Source organism: Micromonospora sp. NBC_00858 (assembly GCF_045207365.1).
In the GTDB taxonomy this organism is placed as follows: domain Bacteria; phylum Actinomycetota; class Actinomycetes; order Mycobacteriales; family Micromonosporaceae; genus Micromonospora.
The window spans coordinates 4,441,253-4,461,874 of record NZ_CP108828.1; the positions used below are offsets into that span (position 1 = coordinate 4,441,253).

Genomic DNA, 20,622 nt, shown 5'->3' on the forward strand with positions numbered 1-20,622 from the left:
TCGGCCGGCACGTCGGTGCTCACGTCGCCAACCGGTAGCCGGCGCCCCGGACGGTCTCCAGCCGGTCCCGGCCGAGCTTGCGCCGCAGGTATCCGACGTACACCTCGACCGCGTTTGGTGCGGTCTCCAGGCTCGCGTCCCAGACGTGGTCCAGCAGCTCGATCTTGGAGACGACCTGACCGGGCCGGCGCATCAGGTAGTCCAGCAGGGCGAACTCCCGCGCGGTCAGCGCCACCTCCGCGTCTGCCCGGGTGACCCGCCGCCGGGCCGGGTCCAGCCGCAGGTCGCCGACCGCGAGCACCGCCGGGCGTTCCGGCGCGCCCCGGCGAAGCAGCGCCCGCAGGCGAGCCAGCAGCACGACGTACGAGAAGGGCTTGGTGAGGTAGTCGTCGGCGCCACAGTCCAGGCCGTCGGCCTGGTCGTACTCGCCGTCCTTGGCGGAGAGCATCAGCACCGGCAGCCAGTGCTGCTCGGCGCGCAGCCGCCGGACCAGCTCGTAGCCGGAGAGGCCGGGCAGCATCACGTCGAGGATCATCGCGTCGTACCCGCCGTGTCGGGCGGCGTCCAAGCCGGCCGGGCCGGTCGCCGCCACATCCACCGCGAACCCCTCCGCCTGTAGGCCGCGTTGTAGGGCAGCCGCCAACCGGGCCTCGTCCTCCACCACCAGCAACCGCACGACTCAAGGGTGCCACCCGGGTCAATTGAGACGGATCCGCGTCCTCAGCACGTTCACAGCGGCGACCGGGCAGGATGGTCGCAGGAGGTGCCCACCATGTCCGTTCTGAGAAGTCGTCCCGTCCTGCGCTGGCTGGTCCCGGCGACCGCCGCCGTCGCCGTCATCGGTGGCGGCGCGGCGATCGGCACGTTCGCCGCCGAGGCCGAGCCGAGCCTGCCGCCGCGTACCGCCGCCCAGCTCCTGGTCGATCTGCAGACCTCCCGGCTGGAGGGGTTGTCCGGCACCGTCGTGCAGCGCGCCGACCTCGGCCTGCCGCCGCTGGTCGGGCTGGTCCCCGGCAACGACCTGACCACCCTGCTGACCGGCACGCACACCCTGCGGGTCTGGTACTCCGGGCCGGAGCGGCAGCGGGTCGCGCTGCTGGACACGCTCGGCGAGCAGGACGTGATCCGCAACGGTCGGGACGTGTGGACGTGGCAGAGCCGCAGCAACACCGCCAGCCACCGCACGCTCGGCGCCGATGCGGGCAAGCCCGCACCGGAGGCCGACCCGAGCCTGCCGGCCACCCCGCAGCAGGCCGCCGACCTGGCCCTGGGCGCGATCGACCCGACCACCGAGGTCAGCGTCGGCCGGTCGGCCACCGTCGCCGGCCGGGACGCGTACGAGCTGGTGCTCCAGCCGCGCGACAAGGACTCGCTGGTGCACCAACTGCGGATCGCCATCGACGCCAAGCAGCACGTGCCGCTGCGCTTCGAGGTGCTCGCCAAGGGCAGCGACCAGCCGGCGTTCGAGGTGGCCTTCACCCAGGTCGACTACCAGCGCCCCGACGCCGACCAGTTCACCTTCAACCCGCCGCCCGGGGTGACCGTCACCGAGGAGACGGCCGAGCCGTCGGCCGCGGGCCGACCCGCCCACTCCGCGCCGGCCGGTGATCCGCAGGTCAAGGCCGTTGGTGCCGGCTGGACGACCGTGCTGGTCGCCCGCCTCGACGAAGCGACCGGCGGCAAGCCGGCCGGTGACAAGCCTGCAGGTGACAAGCCGGCCGGGGCACCCGACGTGGACATGTCGAAGCTGCTCGGCGGGCTCACGGCGGTCAGCGGTGACTGGGGCAGCGGTCGGCTGCTCAACGGCAAGCTCTTCAGCGTGCTGCTCACCGACGACGGCCGGGTACTCGCTGGCGCGGTGACGCCGGAGCGGCTCTACCAGGTCGCCCGCGGCTGATCCAGCGGTGTTCGCGCCGGGTCGACCTTGTGGTCGGCCCGGCGCGTCGTCGTCTGCGGCCCCGCCGCGCCCGGCCCATTGGTGTCCGGCGTCACCGCACATAGCCGAGCGACGCGCACCGGCGTCGAGCTGGAGTCAGGCGCTGACGGTCGCGCCGAGAGCGGTGAGGAACGCGTCGGCGAGCACCGCATGGCCGGGCAGGTGGGGGTGCACCCGGTCGTCGGCCCAGCGCTTCGCCGGACTGACCGCCAGCACCCGGTCGAACGCCGCCTGGGTGGGCACGTGCACCGCGTTGAACTCGGCGGCCAGCGCGGCCACCACCGCGGCGTACCGGTCGGTGTCGGCGCGCTGCGGTTCGCTGCGGTCGGCCTCGATCAGGAACGGGTCGCCGAGGATCAGCCGGCAGCCGGTGGCGTCCACCGCCCGGCGGAGCAGGTCACGCAGGGTGCGCTCGTACTCGTCGATCGGGACGGCCTCGTCCGGCCGGTCGCCGTAGCGCCGCCAGATGTCGTTGATGCCGATCATCACGGAGAGCCAGTCGGGGCGCTCGGCGATCGCGTCGTCCGCCCAGCGGGCGGCGAGGTGCCGGACGGTGTCTCCGCTTACACCCCGGTTGACCCACTCCAGCTCCAACTCGGGGTGGCGGGCGCTGACGAGGGCGCGGACGAGGCTGACGTAGCCCTCGCCGTACGGCGCGGCGGCGCCCTGCCGGCCGCAGTCGGTGATGCTGTCGCCGATGAAGACCACCCGTTGCCCGGTCCGCAGGATCATCCGCCGCCACCTCACGATCACCGGGCGCGCCCGCCCGTCCGGCTTGGTCCGAGCCGGCGAGACGCGCTATCTTCAACAGTTCGAGGGCACAAAAAAGAACGGCTTAAAAGCCGTTCCTGCAAAGGATTCTAATCTTTAGGGAGACGGCTTGTCAAGGCACTCCGGCGGTTCCGGCGAATTGCCGCTCGACGACGAGATCGGCCGCGAGCAGGAGTACGTCTCGATGCTCTACGACCGGCTGGACGGGCTGCGTGAGCAGGCCGCCTCCCGGCTCACCGACGAGCTGCGCAGCACCGGCGGCACCCGCCAGGACCGCTCCCAGCGGGACAGCTCGGTAGCGATGTACGCCGACCAGGTCGAGCAGTTCTCCGCCGTGGAGGACGGGCTCTGTTTCGGGCGTCTCGACGGCGACGACGACTCCCGCCGCTACATCGGCCGGATCGGCATCTTCGATACCACCGGCGACTACGACCCGTTGCTGATGGACTGGCGGGCTCCCGCCGCCCGCCCGTTCTATCTCGCCACCGCCGCCAACCCGCAGGGCGTCCGCCGCCGCCGGCACCTGCGTACCCGTCAGCGCAAGGTGACCGGGCTCAACGACGAGGTGCTCGACATCGACACCGCCGCTCCGGACGCCCACGAGGAGCTGACCGGCGAGGCCTCGCTGCTCGCTGCGCTCAACGCCGGTCGGACCGGCCGGATGCGCGACATCGTGGAGACCATCCAGGCCGAACAGGACCGGATCATCCGCGCCGATCTGCCGGGGGTGATGGTGGTCCAGGGCGGCCCGGGCACCGGCAAGACGGCGGTCGCGCTGCACCGGGCGGCGTACCTGCTCTACACACACCGGCGGGAGCTGTCCAGCCGGGGCGTCCTGCTGGTCGGCCCGAACGCGACCTTCCTGCGCTACATCTCCCAGGTGCTGCCCACGCTGGCCGAGACCGGCGTGCTGCTGCGTACCCAGGGCGACCTCTTCCCCGGGGTCAGTGCGCAACGGACCGAGCCGGCCGAGACCGCCGCGCTCAAGGGCCGAGCGGTGCTGGCCGAGGTGCTGGCGCTGGCCGTACAGGACCGGCAGTGGGTGCCGAACGAGCCGCTGGAGATCGAGGTGGAGCGGGAGGCGCTGACCCTCGGCCCGGAGACCGTGCGCGCTGCCCGGGACCGGGTGCGCCGCGCCGACCGGCCGCACAACCTGTCCCGGGCGCTGTTCGACGTGGAGATCGTGCACGCGCTCGCCGACCAGGTGGCCGAACGGATCGGCGCCGACCCACTGGGCGGGGACAACCTGCTCGACGAGGCCGACCGGGCCGAGATCCGCCGGGAGTTGCGAGACGAACCGGAGATCCGGGCCACCCTCGACCGGCTCTGGCCGGTGCTCACCCCGCAGCGCCTGCTCGCCGACCTGTACGCCGACCCGGACCGGATCGCCACCGCCGCCCCGATGCTCACCGACGCGGAGCGGGCCCTGCTGCACCGCGAGCCGGGTGGCTGGACACCGGCCGACGTGCCGCTGCTGGACGAGGCCGCCGAGCTGCTCGGCGAGGACGAGCGCGCCGCCGCCGCCCGGCGGGATCGCATCCGCATGATGGAACGGGAGTACGCCGAGGGCGTGCTGGAGATCGCCCGGGGTTCCCGCTCGATCGACGTCGAGGACGAGGCCGAGGGCGGTGAGATCCTCGGCGTGATCGACCTGATCGACGCGGATCGGCTGCTGGAGCGGCAGGAGGAGGCCGACCGCCTGACCACCGCGCAGCGCGCCGCCGCCGACCGGAAGTGGGCGTTCGGTCACGTCATCGTGGACGAGGCGCAGGAGCTGTCGCCGATGGCGTGGCGGCTGCTGATGCGCCGCTGCCCGAGCCGGTCGATGACGATCGTCGGGGACGTGGCGCAGACCGGCGCGCTCACCGGCACGCCCTCCTGGGCGGACGCCCTCGCCCCGTACGTGGCGCAGCGATGGCGGTTGACCGAGCTGACGGTCAGCTACCGCACCCCCGCCGAGATCATGGCGGTCGCGGCCGACGTACTGGCGGAGATCGACCCGGCGCTGCGGCCGCCGCGCTCGGTGCGGGAGAGCGGCGTACCGCCGTGGGACCGGGCGGTGCCCGACGAGCAGTTGGCGGCGGAGTTGGTGGCGGCGGCCACCCGGGAGGCGGCGGGGCTGGCCGACGGTCGACTCGGCGTGATCGTGCCGGCCGGTCGGGTGGATGTCCTGGGGGCGACGGTGACCGCCGCGCTGCCGGAGGCCGCCGTTGGCGAGCATCCGGAGCTGGAGAGCCGGGTGGTGGTGCTGACCGTCGCGCAGGCCAAGGGGCTGGAGTTCGACTCGGTGCTGGTGGTCGACCCGGACCGGATGGTGGCCGAGTCACCGCGCGGGCGCAGCGACCTGTATGTCGCGCTCACCCGCGCCACCCAACGCCTGGGCATCCTGCGCCCCACCCGCTGACCGGCGTCCGCCCGCCGCCCCCACCGATCCGTCGATCGGCGGGGGCGGCGGGCGGGCTCGCGCTCCGCGGTCAGTCTCGGGATCTGTCCCTGATGGACTTGGCTGGGCCGATGGCGGAGGTGGACTGGTCGCTGGTGTTGCCGCCGTCCGCCGGGGTGCTCAGGCCGCCGGTGGTGGCGTCGCCGGTGGTGGTCGGCGCCACCGTGCCCCGGTGCCGCTCCGGCTGCCGCGCCACCCGACGCACGCTCGCCGGGCCGGCGGTGCCGCCGGTGGTGGTCACCGCGCCCTGCCCCCGGGTGGGACCGCCGTCTCGCAGCACGTTCGGGTCGACCGGCTGGTGCGCCGGGTCGTACGGGTCCTCGTCCTGGATCACCCGCTCCACATCCGTGCGGGGCAGCGTCACCTCGTCGACGGCGCCCTTGCCGTACACACCGCCGGCGATCCGGTCCTCGGCCCGGCGAGCGGCGTCCTGTCGCATGTCGTCCTCACGCACGTCCATCACCTCGCAGAAGCTGTGGAACTGACTGCGTGCCCGGCCACCGGCCGACCAAACCCGCCGCGACCGGGAGGTCGTCCACCCCGGTTCACCGTCGCGCCGCCCGCCAGCCGCCCACAGGTCTTTCCCGGTGTCCATGCTGTCCCGCGACCGGTGGGAGACGCCCGCCGGCAGGAGGGGATGACAGCGTGCGCAGAGTACGCCGTACCGCCATCGCGGCCCTGGTGGCCGCGACGGTGACTACCGGGCTCGCGGTGCCCGTCCAGGCAAAGCCGCGACCGGACCGGACATTCGACGTGCAGGCCCACCGCGGCGGCCTCGGGCTGCGGGTGGAGAACACCCTCGCCTCCTTCGGCAACGCCCTCCAGCTCGGGGTGAGCACCCTCGAACTGGACGTGCAGATCACCGAGGACGGCCAGGCCGTGGTCACCCACGACCGGAAGGTCACCGGCACCAAGTGCGTCGACACCGCTCCGGTGACCGTCGGCGACCCGGAGTTCCCGTACGTCGGGAAGTACGTCAACACGCTCACCCTGGCCCAGGTGCGCACTCTCGACTGCGGTTCGAAGACCCTGTCGGACAAGCCCGGTCAGCTCGCCGTGCCGGGTGCCCGGATGCCGTTGCTGCGTGAGGTGTTCGCGCTGGTCAACCGTTACCGGGCGAAGGACGTGACGCTCAACGTCGAGACCAAGGTGGAGGCCGGCGCGCCGACCGAGACCGCGCCGCGTGAGCAGTTCGTGCGGGTCACCGCGGCCGAGATCCGGGCCGCCGGGCTGCTCAAGCAGGTCACCATCCAGAGCTTCGACTGGGGCGCGCTGATGCGGATGCGCCAGGTCGAGCCGAAGCTGCCGCTGGTCGCGCTGACCAACTACGACTTCCTGCAGACCGGCCAGCCGGGCGTTTCGCCGTGGCTCGGCGGGCTGGACATCGACGACTTCGGCGGTGACCCGATCCGGGCGATCCGCAGCTTCGGCGCCAGCGCCTTCTCGCCGGTGCACGGCTTCCCGCAGAACGGCACGGTCACCGACCCCGGCTACAAGCCGTACGTGACGAAGGCGATGGTCACCGAGGCGCACCGGTACGGGATCAAGGTGATCCCGTGGACGATCGACGACGTGCCGACCATGGCCAAGCTGATCGACGACGGCGTGGACGGCATCATCACCGACTACCCGGACCGGCTGCGCGGCCTGCTGGCGCAGCGCGGCTACCGGCTGCCGAAGGCGTACGCGGCGCCGTTCGACATCCAGGCGCACCGCGGCGGTCGGGCCACCCGGCCGGAGAACACCCTGCCGGCCTTCGCCAACGCACTGGCCAACCGGGCCATCTCCACGCTGGAGCTGGACACCGGCGTGACGGCCGACGGCAAGCTCGTCGTGCTGCACGACCGCACCGTCAACGGTTCGCACTGCGTCGACACCGCGCCGGTACGCCCCGGCGACCGGCAGTTCCCGTACGTGGGCAAGCCGGTGCACGAGCTGACCCTGGCGCAGCTCAAGACCGTGGACTGCGGCACGAAGACGCTGCCCGAGCTGCCCGCTCAGGTGCCCGCGCCGGGTGCCCGAATCCCCACCCTGGACGAGGTCTTCGCCCTGGTGAAGGCGAGTGGGCGCAACGACATCGGCATGAACATCGAGACGAAGATCAGCCCGGTGGTGAACGACACCGAGCCGTACCGCAGCTTCACCCGCAAGTTGGTCGAGGCGATCCAGCGGGCCGGCTTCACCAGCCGGGCCACCATCCAGTCGTTCGACTGGCGCACCATCACCTACGCGCGGCAGCTCGACCGCCGGATCGGCACGGTCGGCCTGGTCTGGCAGTACGGCCCGGCCGAGTGCGCCACCCTCGCCGACGAGTGCTCGCTGGAGGCGGTGTACGGCGACCCGTCGGTGCGGAGCCCGTGGACCGGTGGGCTGGACTGGTGGAAGTACCAGGACCTGGGCAAGCTGACCCGGGCCGCGGGTGCCGGCACGGTGTCGGCGAACTGGCAGGTGCACGACTCGCGCCAGGGCACGGTCGCCTCGGCTGACTGGTACCTGCGGGAGAACCCGGCGTACTTCCACGGACCGGACGTGCGGACCCTTCAGACGCGTTATGACCTGAAGGTGATCCCGTACACCGTCGACGACGCGCGGGTGATGCAGCGGGTCATCGACCTCGGTGTCGACGGCATGATCACCGACGACCCGGACCTGTTGGTGAGCGTGGCGGTGCGCAACGGCCTGCGCTGACGCGCTGACCACCCGAACGCCGGCCGGCTTTTCCGGCCGGCGTTCGGTGTTACCTGCTCAGGGGCCTCGGGTAGTCGGGGGGTGTCCCCGCCACGAACGCGAACCCTGCCGTGGCCGAAACGCGGTAGCGGGGCGAGGGAATGCAGGTACGACTCATCGCATCCTGAGGAGGACCAGATGAGCACGCAGGCTGCTTCCACCAGGCCGATGAACCGGCCGATGTCGGACGTGCAGAATCCGGCGTCGATGCAGACCCAGCAAATGCCGGTCATGACTGACGGGCACCGGGAACAGATGCCGTCGCCGGGTACGGAGACCAAGCAGGCGTTCCTGACGACGGAATTCTGGATCTACGCTGCTGCGGTCGCAGTCGTCGTGATCGCCGCGTTCTGGCGGGGTTCCGCCACCAACGGGCTGAACATCAACAACCCGAACCAGGCGTGGTGGTTCCTGACCATCCTGACCGGTGGTTACCTGGTCAGCCGTGGTCTGTCGAAGGCCGGATCCGCACGCCGGTCCGGCAAGGAGCGAAGCAACAGGCGGCGCTGACGCGCCATGAGACGAGACGGTGGCCTCCGGGAGAATCTCCCGGAGGCCACCGTCGCATCTGGCGACTACTCGTCGAATCCGCCGAAGTCCTCACCGGCGTCACCCTCGAAGGCGTCCTCGATCATCTCGCCGGCGATCATGCCGCCCGCGACGCCGAGTGCCGCGCCGGCCACCATGCCGCCCATTCCCATCCCGCGCCCCCGGCTGTGCCCGTGACCCGGCCCGAAGCCCTGGGTACGCAGGTTGCCGTAGCGGGAGGTGGTCTCGCGCAGCCAGCCGTCGACGACCTGCGCCCAGTCCACCCGGTCGACGTCGGCGTGCGACACCTGGTAGCGGCCGAACGCGTCGTGCCCGGCGCTGAGGAAGCCACCCCGCTTGTCGCACTCCAGGATCACCTCGACCCCGCGCTGGCTGGTCACGAAGGTCAGCTCGACCTCCCTGATCGTGCTGGAGTACTGCGGCGAGGCGAAGAACTCGATCTCCTGGTAGAACGGCAGCGTCTGCTGCACGCCCCGGATGTGGCCGCGCTCCAGGTCAGCGTGCTTGAACCGGAAGCCGAGCCGCTGGAACGCCTCCAGGATCCGCTCGTGCACCGGAAGCGGGTGCACCGCCACCTGGTCCAGGTCGCTCTTGTCCACGGCGCGGGCCAAGGCCAGCTCGGTGCGCAGGCCCATCGTCATGCCGTGCAGGCGCTGGCCGTACACGTCGGTGATCGGGGTTTCCCACGGAACCGGAAGCTGGAACGGGATCGAGACCTGCTGCTTGGGCGCGAGCTGGAGGGGGCCGCTGACGGCCATCCGGTGGAACTCCATGGTGCCCGCGTACTCCGTGTCATGGCCCTCGACCTCGACCCGGGTGACCAGGCCGATCACGACCTGCTCGATCGCCGCCGGGCTGTCACCGCCGACGAGGTTGACCTGCCCGTCGAGGGTCAGGCCGGGCCGGGTGTTGGGGTTGGTCAGCACGGTGTCCACGCTGGGACCGCCCACACCGAACGCGCTCAACATCTTCTTGAAGACCATCGGAAACTCCTGTGCGACAGCCGACCGCTCCAGGATGGAGTCGGACGTTGACTCGCAGGCACTTTATCCAGCAGCCCTGTGAGGTGCCTGTGAAGTGCAGGTGGCCGCCACCACGCTCGCCATGATGTGGCCCACCAGCACCGCCGACCGGAGACACCGGCTTCGCCTCGACCGACGACCCGGAGGCCGACCGGGACTGGTTATACCAGTTCGGCCTACAGCGGATCCTCGACGGCATCCAGGTCCTGATCGACCAGCGCCTCTCCCAGGAGAGCTGAAGACCCTCGCACTCCCCCGAGCGCAGCCGCCCTGCCCCGGTCGGCCCCTGTCGAACTGCCCCAGATATGGGGCGAGCGGCGCGATCGGCCCGCCTCACCGGAGCTGAGCCGCTTCATCGACTCCATCTCGCCGATATCGCGGCTCGCTGGGGATTACCGCAATGTCGGCGGAAGGGCAGATGATCAAGGGGCTGCGCCGGTTCGTGGGTCTCCGGCCAACCCCGCACCCCTGAATCGAGCCCTCCGGGCGGCCCCCGCCCCATTTCTGGGGCAGCTCTACAGGGCTTGAAAGGTGCGCACTGCCGTCAGAAATCGCGTCCCCGATGACGCCCGAGTGCAAGCGGTCAGGAATCGAGAAGCCCTGGTCGACGAGCCGCGGTTAGCGTGACCGCCATCGACATCCCACCCGGCACATCGCCGGGCTAGGCGTCCTCAAAGGAGGCTTCCTTGAACTCGAACCGGTGGGTGCGACAGATTCACCGTTGGCTGGCCATCGCCTTCACGGTGACCGTCATCGTCACCTTCGTCGCCCTGGCACAGGACGAGCCTGTCGTCTGGGTGTCCTACGTGCCGCTGTTTCCCCTCGCCCTGCTCCTGTTCACCGGTCTGTACCTGTTCGCGCTGCCGTACCTCCTCAAACAACGGCAAGCTGGGCGGCCGGACTGACGCTGCGGTCGGAGCGTCAGGCCGTCAGTCGGCCTCGACGAGGATCAGCTCGCCGACCTGCTCGCCGATCGCCGTACGCGCCTCCGCTGGCAGCCCGACGTCGGTGATCAGCACGTCGGCGGCCTCCAGCGGGGCGATGGTGGCGATGCCGATCGTCTCCCACTTGGTGTGGTCGGCGAGCACCACCAGCCGTCGGGCGGCGCCGATCAGGCAGCGGTTGACCCCGGCCTCCAGCAGGTTCGGCGTGGTGAGGCCGGTCCGTGGGCTGAGCCCGTGCACGCCGAGGAAGAGCAGGTCGACGTTGAGCGCGCTGATCGCCGCCTCGGCCACCGGCCCGGTCAGCGCGTCCGACGGCGTACGGATGCCGCCGGTGAGCACCACCGTCTGGTCGGCGCGCGGATTCTGGTAGAGCGCGTCGGCCACCGGGATCGAGTTCGTCACCACCGTCAGCCCTCGTACGTCGGAGAGCAGCGTGGCCAGCGCGGCGGTGGTGGTGCCGGCGGAGAGCGCGATGGCCATCCCCGGCTCCACCATGGTCGCCGCCCGTTCGGCGATGGCCCGCTTCTCCGCCTGCTGGCGGATCGACTTCGCGGCGAAGCCGGGCTCCTCGGCGGAGCCCGGCCCGGCCAGCGTCGCGCCGCCGTGCACCTTGTCCACCAGCCCGCGCTCGGCCAGCACCTCCAGGTCACGCCGGATCGTCATGTCGGACACGCCGAACCGGCTGACCAGGTGGCTCACCCGTACGCCACCACGCTGACGGATCAGATCGAGGATGGCGGTCTGCCGCTGCTGGGCGAGCACCTGGGGAACCTCCTTCGCACCGACGCTGTCGCCGGATCAGGCTGGGTCGGCGGCCCGGTCCTCGCGGACCACGGCCACCTCGCCGGCCGGCACCGTCAGCTCACCGGCACACCGCACTCCGGTCAACAGCTCGGTGCCGGTCGCCGTGAGTCGTACCTCGGCCTCGGTGTGGTTGATCGCGAACAGCCAGCTTCGCTCGCCGTCGCGACGCCGCACCACCTCCACGCCGGTCGGCGCCTGCGCCGCCGGGCGGACTCCGGCTTCGTCGAGCAGGCGGGCGACCAGCCGGTCGGTGGCCGGTTCGTCCAGCCGGGTGCCGACGTACCAGGCGGTGCCCGCGCCGACCGAATGCCGGGTGAGCGCCGGTACGCCCGGCAACGGCCCGTCGGCGTACGAGGCGAGCACCTCGGCGCCCTCCGCGTGCAGCCACTCGGTCCACACGTCGGCCGTGCTGCCGTCGTCCAGCCGGACCCGCTCACCCTCGCGCAGCGGGAAGAACTCCTCGGTCCGTACGCCGAGCAGTTCCCGGAAGGCGCCCGGGTAGCCGCCCATCCGGATGTGGTCGTTCTCGTCCACAATGCCGCTGAAGTAGGTAACCGCCGCGGTGCCGCCGGCCTCGACGAACCGGCTCAGCGCGTCGGCGTCGGCGTCGCGGACCAGGTAGAGGGTGGGTGCCAGGACCAGTCGGCAGCCGCTGAGGTCCGCCGACGGGTGGATGATGTCGGCGGTCACGCCGGCCCGCCACAACGCGCCGTAGAGGGCGGCCAACTGGTCGGCGTAGTGGACGTCGACGCTCGGGTGCGAGTCGAGCTCGACGCCCCAGCACGCCTCCCAGTCGAACAGGATGGCCACCTCGGCGTCCACCCGACTGCCGCGCACCTCGGCCAGCGCCTTGAGGTCCGCGCCGAGCTGGCAGACCTCGCGGAACACCTTGGTCTCCGGCCCGGCGTGCGGCACCAGCGCGGAGTGGAACTTCTCAGCGCCGGCCCGGGAGGCGCGCCACTGGAAGAACAGCACCCCGTCGGCCCCGCGGGCGACGTGCGCCAGGCTGTTGCGGCGCATCTGCCCCGGTAGCTTGGCCACGTTGCGCGGCTGCCAGTTCACGGCGCTGGTGGAGTGCTCCATCAGCAGCCACGGATCGCCACCGGCGACGCCACGGGTGTGGTCGGCGGAGAGCGCCAACCCGACGTGCGCCTGCGGGTCGGCGGCGGTCAGGTAGTGGTCGTTGGAGACGAGGTCCACGTCGTCGGCCCAGGAGTGGTAGTCCATGTACTTGATCCCGGTGCCGATCATGAAGTTGGTGGTCACCGGCTGGCCGACCAGCGTCTTCAACAGCTCGCGTTCGGCGCGCAGTTGGGCCCGTTGCTCGTCGGAGGAGAAGCGCAGGAAATCCAGCTGCTGGGTGGGGTTGGCGAAGGTCGGCGCGGTGCGCGGCGGGTTGATTTCGGCCCAGTCGCCGTAGCGCTGGCTCCAGAACGCGGTGCCCCACGCCTCGTTGAGCCGGTCCAGGTCGCCGTAGCGCTCGCGCAGCCAATCGCGGAACGCCTGTGCGCTGACGTCGCAGTAGCAGTGCACGTTGTGGCAGCCCAGTTCGTTGGAGACGTGCCACATCACCACCGCCGGATGCTCGGCGTACCGGCCGGCGACCGCCCGCACCAGCTCCAGCGACCGCTCCCGGAACACGGGGGAGCTGGGGCAGTACGCCTGCCGCCCGCCCGGCCAGAGGATCGCGCCGTCGGCGCGGCGGGGCAGCGTCTCCGGGTACGCACGGGCCAGCCATGGTGGAGGGCTGGCGGTGGCGGTGGCCAGGTCGACCTGGATGCCGCCGTCGTGCAGCAGGTCCAGCACCCGGTCCAGCCAGCCGAACTCGAACCGGTCGGGGGCGGGTTGCAGCAGGGCCCAGGAGAAGATGCCGACGGAGACCAGGTTGACCCCGGCCTGACGCATCAGCTCGACGTCCTCCGACCAGGTCTGCTCGGGCCACTGCTCGGGGTTGTAGTCGCCGCCGAAATAGATGCCGTCACCCTGCCATCGCCGCATGAGAGCTGAGGGTGCACCTGGCAACCCACGGAAGTCAACAGGTTCCAACATCGATTTCTTTTCCAACGTTTACCACGTAACAGCCGTGTCACGACTGAGTTCTGGGAGGCGAATTGCCCTCTTGACAGCGCCCGGCGGACGGGTAGCTTGAGGCCCCAATGGCCGTTCGTGTTTGCCAATGTGGATTCTCGTGGGATCCCGATGTGTATTCACGGCGCCGAACCTGCCTTCACCACCCCTGACGGCCCTTGGGCGTAGCACCTCTTCATTCGCAGGAGGCACAGATGTCCCGTCCCCGATCCCAAGCCGAGTACCTGGCTCGGCTCGTACCGTCCTCTGTCGCCGGCATCAACCGACGCTCGCTGCTGGCCGGCGCTGCCGGCACGGGCGCGCTGCTCGGCACCGGCCTGCTCGCCGGCTGCGGCGACGACTCCGGCGGGTCCGACTCGAAGGACGTGTCCCTCGGCTCGAACCAGTCCGACCCGAAACCGAAGGACGTCGTCGCCAAGGTCACGGACGGTTTCAAGACCTCGTCCGGCGTCCAGGTCGCGGTGAACACGGTCGACCACAACACGTTCCAGGAGAACATCAACAACTACCTGCAGGGCAAGCCGGACGACGTGTTCACCTGGTTCGCCGGCTACCGGATGCGCTTCTTCGCCCAGAAGGGCCTGGCCGGCGACATCAGCGACGTGTGGGGCAAGCTCTCGGGCTACTCCGACGCCTTCAAGAAGGCGTCCACCGGGGATGACGGAAAGCAATACTTCGTTCCGGCGTCGTATTACCCGTGGGCGGTCTTCTACCGCAAGTCGGTCTGGCAGCAGTACGGCTACCAGCAGCCGAAGACCCTCGACGAATTCACCACCCTCGCCGGCCAGATGAAGAAGGACGGCCTGACCCCGATCGCCTTCGCCGACAAGGACGGCTGGCCGGCGATGGGCACCTTCGACATCCTCAACCTGCGGATCAACGGCTACCAGTTCCACATCGACCTGATGGCCGGCAAGGAGGCCTGGACCTCCGACAAGGTCAAGAAGGTCTTCGACACCTGGGCCGGCCTGCTCCCCCTGCACCAGCCGGACAGCCTCGGCCGCACCTGGCAGGAGGCGGCGCAGTCGCTGCAGCAGAAGAAGAGCGGCATGTACCTGCTCGGTCTCTTCGTCGGCCAGCAGTTCAGCAACGAGGAGCAGAGCGACCTCGACTTCTTCACCTTCCCCGAGATCGACCCGGCGATCGGCGCCAAGGCGCTGGACGCACCGATCGACGGCTACATGATGGCCCGCAAGCCCAAGAACGAGGACAACGCCAGGAAGCTGCTGGAGTACCTCGGTGGCAAGGCCGCTGCGGACATCACGGTCAAGAACGACCCGGCCACCCTCGTCGCCAACAGCGGCGCGGACGTCAGCGGCTACACCGCGCTGCAGAAGAAGGCTGCCGAGTTGGTCGGGTCGGCCACCGAGATCGCCCAGTTCCTCGACCGGGACACCCGGCCGGACTTCGCCTCCACGGTGATCATCCCGGCGCTCCAGCAGTTCATCAAGGACCCCAAGGACATCGGCGGGCTCACCTCGAGCATCGAGAACCAGAAGAAGTCGATCTTCACTGACTGACGGCGGAAAGGGGAGGACATCGTGTCCGACCTGCCCCTGATCCAAGCGGATCGCGCCGTGCCGCCGCCGGCCGCGACCACCTCCACGGGTGGTCGTCGCCGGCGGCTACGGCTCCTGTCCCGCACCGACCGCGTGGTCATCACGCTGATGGTGCTCGTCCCGCTGCTGCTCGTCACCGGGTTCGTCTGGCTGCCGGCGGTGGCCACCGTGCTGCTCTCCGGCACCAACTGGGACGGCATCGGCCCACTGAACGAGATCGAATTCGTCGGCGCCCGCAACTACAGCGACGTGGTGAACATCTACCCGCCGTTCGTGCCGGCGGTCCAGCACAACCTGCTCTGGCTGGCGGCGCTGTTCGTCGTCGCCACCCCGTTCGGCATGTTCCTTGCCGTCCTGCTCGACAAGGAACTGCGGGGCAGCCGGTTCTATCAGACCGCGCTCTACCTGCCGGTGGTGCTCTCGCTGGCACTGATCGGCTTCGTCTGGCAGCTGCTCTACTCCCGCGACCAGGGTCTGATCAACGCGGTCTTCGGCAGCAACATCGACTGGTACGGCGACTCGAACGTCAACATCTGGGCGGTCATGGTCGCCTCCGGATGGCGGCACGTCGGCTACATCATGCTGCTGTACCTGGCCGGGCTGAAGGGCGTCGACCCGTCGCTGCGGGAGGCCGCCGCGGTCGACGGCGCCTCGGAGAGCCGGGCGTTCTTCCGGGTGGTGTTCCCGGTGATGCGGCCGATCAACATCATCGTGCTGGTGGTGACGGTCATCGAGTCGCTGCGCGCGTTCGACCTGGTCTGGGTGGTCAACAAGGGCCGCAACGGGTTGGAGCTGATCTCCGCGCTGGTCACCCAGAACGTGGTGGGTGAGGCGAGCCGGATCGGGTTCGGCTCGGCGCTGGCGACCATCATGCTGGTCGTCTCGCTCGTCTTCATCACCATCTACCTGGCGACCGTGATGAGGGAGAACCGGGAATGAGCACCGCGACCGTGACCCGGCGTACCGAAGGCGAAGCCGACGCCCCCGGCCGCCGCCGCAAGCTGACCCCGCTGCGGCTGCTGCTGCACGGCTTCCTCATCGTCGTCTCGCTGACCTGGCTCTTCCCGATCGCCTGGGCGGTGCTGACGTCGCTGCGCTCCTACGAGTACACCGCCGCCAACGGCTACGTCTCGTTCGGCGGCTGGACCATCGACAACTACGTCACCGCCTGGCAGACGGCGGAGTTCGGTAAGCACTTCCTCAACTCGGTGTACATCACGGTGCCGGCAGTGCTGCTGACGCTCTTCCTCGCCTCGTGCGTGGCGTTCGTCATCGCGCGGTTCAGCTGGAAGCTCAACCTCGTGCTGCTCGGGGTGTTCACGGCAGCCAACCTGCTGCCCCAGCAGGCGCTGCTCATCCCCCTGTTCCGGCTGTTCACCGAGGTGCCGCTGCCGGAGTTCATGAGCGACTCGGAGCTGCTCTACGACAGCTACTGGGGGCTGATCCTGATCAACGTGGCCTTCCAGTGCGGGTTCTGCGTCTTCGTGCTCAGCAACTACATGAAGGCGCTGCCCCGCGACCTGTACGAGGCGGCGATGGTCGACGGGGCGAGCATCTGGCGGCAGTACTGGCAGGTCACCATGCCGCTGTGCCGGCCGGCCCTGGCGGCGCTGGCGACCCTGGAGGTGACCTGGATCTACAACGAGTTCTTCTGGGCCACCGTGCTGATGCGCACCGGCGACAAGTTCCCGGTGACCAGTTCGCTGAACAACCTGCGCGGTGAGTTCTTCACCGACAACAACCTGGTCTCGGCGGGCAGCGTGCTCGTCGCGATCCCCACCCTGGTGATCTTCTTTATGCTCCAGCGGCACTTCGTCCGGGGCCTGACCTTGGGAGCCTCCAAAGGATGACGATCCTGCACCTGCGCCGCGCGCGGACCAGCCTGGTGCTCGACGCGCGCGGCCCGGGGCTGCCCCGCATCGTGCACTGGGGCGGCGACGTCGGCGACCTCGACGACGACGGCCTGCGCCAGCTCGCCGACGCGACCGTACCGCCGGTGGTGCCGAGCAGCTTCGACGAGCCCACCGTGCTCTCCCTGCTGCCCGAGGCGAGCGCCGGCTGGAGCGGCCGGCCAGGGCTGGCCGGGCACCGCGACGGCACCGGCTGGTCCACCGCTTTCCGGCTGGACGGCCTCGACGTCGACCAGCCGGCCGACGAGGGCTCGGCACGGGTGACCGTACGGGCCAGCGACCCGGCCGCCGAGCTGTCCCTGACCATCGAGATCGAGGTGGACCCGACCGGGTTGCTGCTGCTGCGCCACCGGCTGCGCAACGACGGCGACGGCGCGTACGAGCTGCGGGAGCTGACCCCGGTGCTGCCGGTGCCGGCGGTCGCCACCGAACTGCTCGACCTGACCGGCCGGTGGTGTCGGGAACGGTCCCCGCAGCGGCACCCGTGGCAGCAGGGCAGTTGGGTCCGCGAGGGGCGGCACGGGCGTACCGGGCACGACGCCACCCTGCTGCTCGTGGCCGGCACCGCCGGGTTCGGCTTCGCCCATGGCGAGGTCTGGGCGGTGCACACCGCGTGGAGCGGCGACCACGTCACCTTCGCCGAGCGCCGCCCCACCGGCGAGTCGACCCTCGGCGGCGGCGAGCTGCTGGCCCCTGCCGAGATCCGGCTCGGCCCCGGCGAGTCGTACGCCACTCCCCTGCTCTACGCGGTCTGGTCCGACGCCGGGCTGGACGGGCTCAGCGACGTGCTGCACACCCACCTGCGCGCCCGGCCCGGTCACCCGCGTTCCCCCCGCCCGGTGACCCTCAACGTCTGGGAAGCGGTCTACTTCGACCACGACCTGGACCGGCTGTGTGCGCTCGCCGACCGGGCCGCGCAGATCGGCGTCGAGCGGTTCGTCCTCGACGACGGCTGGTTCCGCGGCCGGCGCGACGACACCGCCGGGCTCGGCGACTGGTTCATCGACGAGGGCGTCTGGCCCGACGGCCTGCAACCGCTGATCGACCACGTGACGGGCCGGGGCCTGGAGTTCGGCCTCTGGGTCGAGCCGGAGATGGTCAACCCGGACTCCGACCTGTTCCGCGCGCACGCCGACTGGCTGCTGGCCGTGCCGGGACGGCTGCCGCCGCTCTGGCGCAACCAGCAGGTGCTCGACCTGGGGCGCCCGGAGGCGTACGACTACCTGCTGGACCGGCTCGACAAGCTGCTCACCGAACACCCCGGCATCAGCTACCTCAAGTGGGACCACAACCGGGACCTCACCGAGGCCGGGCACCACGGCCGCCCCGGCGTGCACGAGCAGACCCTGGCCGTCTACCGGCTCCTCGACGAGTTGCGCAGCCGCCACCCCGGCGTGGAGATCGAGAGCTGCGCGTCCGGTGGCGCCCGAGTGGACCTGGCCATCCTGGCGCGCACCGACCGGGTGTGGGCCAGCGACTGCAACGACGCCCTGGAACGGCTCAGCATCCAGCGCTGGACCGGGCTGCTGCTGCCACCGGAACTGGTCGGCACACACGTCGGGCCGGAACGCTCACACACCACCAACCGGGTGCACGACCTCGGCTTCCGGGCGGCCACCGCGCTCTTCGGCCACCACGGCATCGAGTGGGACATCGCGTCGATCAGCGCCGCCGAGCAGACCGACCTGGCCGCCTGGGTGGCGCTGCACAAGCGGCTCCGGCCGCTGCTGCACGCCGGCCGCGTGGTCCGGGTCGACCACCCGGACCCGGCCGTCTGGGCGCACGGCGTGGTCGACCACGACGGCACCCACGCGGTGTACGCCATCGCCCGGCTGGCCACCTCGGTGGCGCAGTCCCCCGGCGCGGTCCGGCTGCCCGGCCTGGACCCGGGCCGGCGTTACCTGGTCCGACCGGTGTCGGAGGTGCCGCCCCCGGCGACCATCGACCGGTCCGCGCCGGGCTGGCTGGCCACCGGCGTCACGCTCAGCGGGGCGGCACTGGCCCGGATGGGGGTGCAACTGCCCGCGTTGCACCCGGAGCAGAGCCTGGTCCTGGAGGTCATCGCCACCGGCTGACAAAATTCTCGGAGATTCTTTGGGTCGGGGTGTCGAGAACGGTGCCGCCTGCTTCTACCTCAGGGTGAGAGCACCGAAGATGGTGCGCAGGCGTGAGGAGCGAAACCATGAAGTACATGTTGCTGATGCAGTTCAGCGCCGCCGGGACCGACTTCCCGGGCATCGACACCTGGAGCCCCGAGGAGATCCGGGCGCACATCGGCTTCATGCAGGAGGTCAACGACAAGCTCGTCAGCGACGGCGAGATGGTCGACGGCCAGGGGCTGGGCGGCCCGGCGCAGGTCCGGATCGTCCGCGCCGGGGCCGACGGCGCGCCGGTGGTCACCGAGGGGCCGTTCGCCGAGACCAAGGAGTTCCTCGCCGGCTACTGGGTCGTCGACTGCGACACCCCGGACCGGGCTGTCCAGATCGCCGCGCACATCTCCACCGCACCCGGCCCCGGCGGCCGGCCGCTGAACATGCCGATCGAGGTGCACCCCGTGATGTCCGCCCCACCCGTGGAGTTGTGAGGGCTGACGACCACCGATCCCCGCATCGAGGACCTGCTGCGCGAGTTGGCGCCGCAGGTCCTCGGCGTGCTCGCCCGTCGGTTCGGGGACTTCGCCACCGCCGAGGACGCGGTGCAGGAGGCCCTGCTGGCCGCCGCCACCCAGTGGCCGACCGAGGGGACGCCGACGAACCCGCGCGGCTGGCTGATCCAGGTCGGCTACCGCCGGATGATCGAGCTGGTCCGCGGCGAGCAGGCCCGGCGTCGCCGGGAGGACCTGGTCGCCCAACGGGACCCGTACGACCGACAGCACGCACCGGCGGCGGACGAGGAGCTGACCACCGAGCGGGACGACACCCTGGTCCTGCTCTTCCTCTGCTGCCACCCGGCGCTCGCCCCGGCGTCGGCCGTCGCACTGACCCTGCGCGCGGTCGGCGGGCTGAGCACCGCCGAGATCGCCCGTGCGTTCCTGGTGCCGGAGGCGACCATGGCGCAGCGGATCAGCCGGGCCAAGCAGCGCATCCGCTCCTCCGGGCTGCCGTTCCGGATGCCCGACGAGGCGGAACGGGCCGACCGGCTCGCCGCCGTGCGGCAGGTGCTCTACCTGATCTTCACCGAGGGGCACACCAGCACCGCCGGCCCGGACCTGCGCCGGGTCGACCTCGCGGTGGAGGCGATCCGGCTGACCCGCGCGCTGCACGCCCGGCTGCCCACCGACAGCGAGTCGGCTGGGCTGTTGGCGTTGATGCTGCTCACCGAGGCACGCAGCCCGGCCCGCACGGGGCCCTCCGGCGAGCTGATCTCACTGGCCGATCAGGACCGCACCCGCTGGGATGCGGCGGCGATCGCCGAGGGCGTCGCGCTGGTCACCTGGGCGCTGCCGCGCGGGCCGGTCGGCCCGTATCAGGTGCAGGCCGCCATCGCCGCGCTGCATGACGAGGCGCCGAGCACCGGGGCGACCGACTGGCCGCAGATCCTGGCGCTCTACGAGGTGCTGGAGCGACTGTCCGGCAGCCCGGTGGTGTCTCTCAACCGGGCCGTGGCGACCGCCATGGTGCACGGGCCGGAGGCCGGCCTGGCCGCCCTCGACGCGCTGACCGACGACCCACGGCTGGCCGGGCACCACCGGTTGTCCGCCGCCCGCGCCCACCTGCACGAGATGGCCGGCGACCACACTCGGGCGATCGCCGACTACCGGGCCGCCGCCGGGCGTACGAGCAGCCTGCCCGAGCAGCGCTACCTCACCATGCGGGCGGCCCGACTCGCCGCCGTGGCGCACCAACCCACCACGAAGGACTGAGGGCCGC

At 70.9% G+C, this 20,622-nt stretch carries 17 protein-coding genes; 11 read left to right on the top strand and 6 right to left on the bottom strand.

Annotated features, from left to right (window positions below; translation table 11 throughout):
* Positions 1–19 precede the first annotated feature (19 nt).
* Positions 20–676: a response regulator transcription factor gene (locus OG990_RS20650; protein WP_328425171.1), complete on the bottom strand. Its 657-nt coding sequence runs from the start codon at positions 674–676 to the stop codon at positions 20–22.
* A gap of 96 nt (positions 677–772) precedes the next feature.
* Here OG990_RS20650 and OG990_RS20655 point away from each other — a divergent pair, with 96 nt between their 5' ends.
* On the top strand, positions 773–1,897 hold the full coding sequence (locus OG990_RS20655; protein WP_406076850.1) for a LolA family protein: 1,125 nt from the start codon (positions 773–775) through the stop codon (positions 1,895–1,897).
* A gap of 135 nt (positions 1,898–2,032) precedes the next feature.
* Here OG990_RS20655 and OG990_RS20660 read toward each other — a convergent pair whose 3' ends face one another.
* Positions 2,033–2,668 carry an SGNH/GDSL hydrolase family protein gene (locus OG990_RS20660; RefSeq protein WP_328425167.1) on the bottom strand — a complete coding sequence of 212 codons (636 nt, stop codon included), beginning with the start codon at positions 2,666–2,668 and terminating at the stop codon, positions 2,033–2,035.
* 223 nt (positions 2,669–2,891) lie between these two features.
* On the opposite strand from OG990_RS20660, the gene OG990_RS20665 reads away from it, so the two are divergent.
* Positions 2,892–5,111 (top strand): HelD family protein, encoded by a 2,220-nt coding sequence (locus tag OG990_RS20665; protein ID WP_406081831.1) that lies wholly within the window; start codon positions 2,892–2,894, stop codon positions 5,109–5,111.
* A 70-nt stretch (positions 5,112–5,181) separates the two neighbouring features.
* Here OG990_RS20665 and OG990_RS20670 read toward each other — a convergent pair whose 3' ends face one another.
* A complete protein-coding gene (locus OG990_RS20670; protein WP_328425165.1) occupies positions 5,182–5,604 on the bottom strand; it encodes a hypothetical protein in 423 nt (140 codons plus the stop codon).
* A 191-nt stretch (positions 5,605–5,795) separates the two neighbouring features.
* Here OG990_RS20670 and OG990_RS20675 point away from each other — a divergent pair, with 191 nt between their 5' ends.
* Both OG990_RS20675 and OG990_RS20680 read left to right on the top strand, forming a co-directional pair.
* Positions 5,796–7,838 (top strand): glycerophosphodiester phosphodiesterase family protein, encoded by a 2,043-nt coding sequence (locus tag OG990_RS20675; RefSeq protein ID WP_406076853.1) that lies wholly within the window; start codon positions 5,796–5,798, stop codon positions 7,836–7,838.
* A gap of 261 nt (positions 7,839–8,099) precedes the next feature.
* A complete protein-coding gene (locus tag OG990_RS20680) occupies positions 8,100–8,387 on the top strand; it encodes a hypothetical protein (protein ID WP_406081833.1) in 288 nt (95 codons plus the stop codon).
* A 65-nt stretch (positions 8,388–8,452) separates the two neighbouring features.
* Here the strand turns inward: OG990_RS20680 and OG990_RS20685 are convergent, their stop codons facing one another.
* Entirely contained in the window at positions 8,453–9,409 is a 957-nt protein-coding gene (locus OG990_RS20685; protein WP_406076854.1) for a sporulation protein, read from the bottom strand.
* Between the two features lie 725 nt (positions 9,410–10,134).
* On the opposite strand from OG990_RS20685, the gene OG990_RS20690 reads away from it, so the two are divergent.
* On the top strand, positions 10,135–10,353 hold the full coding sequence (locus OG990_RS20690; protein WP_406076856.1) for a hypothetical protein: 219 nt from the start codon (positions 10,135–10,137) through the stop codon (positions 10,351–10,353).
* Positions 10,354–10,377: 24 nt separating this feature from the next.
* Here OG990_RS20690 and OG990_RS20695 read toward each other — a convergent pair whose 3' ends face one another.
* Both OG990_RS20695 and OG990_RS20700 read right to left on the bottom strand, forming a co-directional pair.
* The gene (locus OG990_RS20695) at positions 10,378–11,154 is read right to left on the bottom strand and encodes a DeoR/GlpR family DNA-binding transcription regulator (protein ID WP_386989165.1); all 777 of its coding nucleotides are present in this window, start codon (positions 11,152–11,154) and stop codon (positions 10,378–10,380) included.
* Between the two features lie 36 nt (positions 11,155–11,190).
* Positions 11,191–13,194: a beta-galactosidase gene (locus OG990_RS20700; RefSeq protein ID WP_406076858.1), complete on the bottom strand. Its 2,004-nt coding sequence runs from the start codon at positions 13,192–13,194 to the stop codon at positions 11,191–11,193.
* Between the two features lie 284 nt (positions 13,195–13,478).
* On the opposite strand from OG990_RS20700, the gene OG990_RS20705 reads away from it, so the two are divergent.
* The 6 genes from OG990_RS20705 to OG990_RS20730 all read left to right on the top strand — a co-directional run bounded on the left by OG990_RS20705 (position 13,479) and on the right by OG990_RS20730 (position 20,615).
* Entirely contained in the window at positions 13,479–14,804 is a 1,326-nt protein-coding gene (locus OG990_RS20705; RefSeq protein ID WP_386989171.1) for an ABC transporter substrate-binding protein, read from the top strand.
* Between the two features lie 21 nt (positions 14,805–14,825).
* On the top strand, positions 14,826–15,782 hold the full coding sequence (locus tag OG990_RS20710) for a carbohydrate ABC transporter permease (RefSeq protein WP_386989174.1): 957 nt from the start codon (positions 14,826–14,828) through the stop codon (positions 15,780–15,782).
* Positions 15,779–16,693 (top strand): carbohydrate ABC transporter permease, encoded by a 915-nt coding sequence (locus OG990_RS20715; RefSeq protein ID WP_386989177.1) that lies wholly within the window; start codon positions 15,779–15,781, stop codon positions 16,691–16,693. The genes OG990_RS20710 and OG990_RS20715 overlap by 4 nt, the downstream gene beginning before the upstream one ends.
* A complete protein-coding gene (locus tag OG990_RS20720) occupies positions 16,690–18,828 on the top strand; it encodes an alpha-galactosidase (protein WP_406076861.1) in 2,139 nt (712 codons plus the stop codon). The genes OG990_RS20715 and OG990_RS20720 overlap by 4 nt, the downstream gene beginning before the upstream one ends.
* 107 nt (positions 18,829–18,935) lie before the next feature.
* Positions 18,936–19,337 carry a YciI family protein gene (locus tag OG990_RS20725; protein WP_328425144.1) on the top strand — a complete coding sequence of 134 codons (402 nt, stop codon included), beginning with the start codon at positions 18,936–18,938 and terminating at the stop codon, positions 19,335–19,337.
* Between the two features lie 24 nt (positions 19,338–19,361).
* Positions 19,362–20,615: an RNA polymerase sigma factor gene (locus OG990_RS20730; RefSeq protein WP_406081835.1), complete on the top strand. Its 1,254-nt coding sequence runs from the start codon at positions 19,362–19,364 to the stop codon at positions 20,613–20,615.
* Positions 20,616–20,622 lie beyond the last annotated feature (7 nt).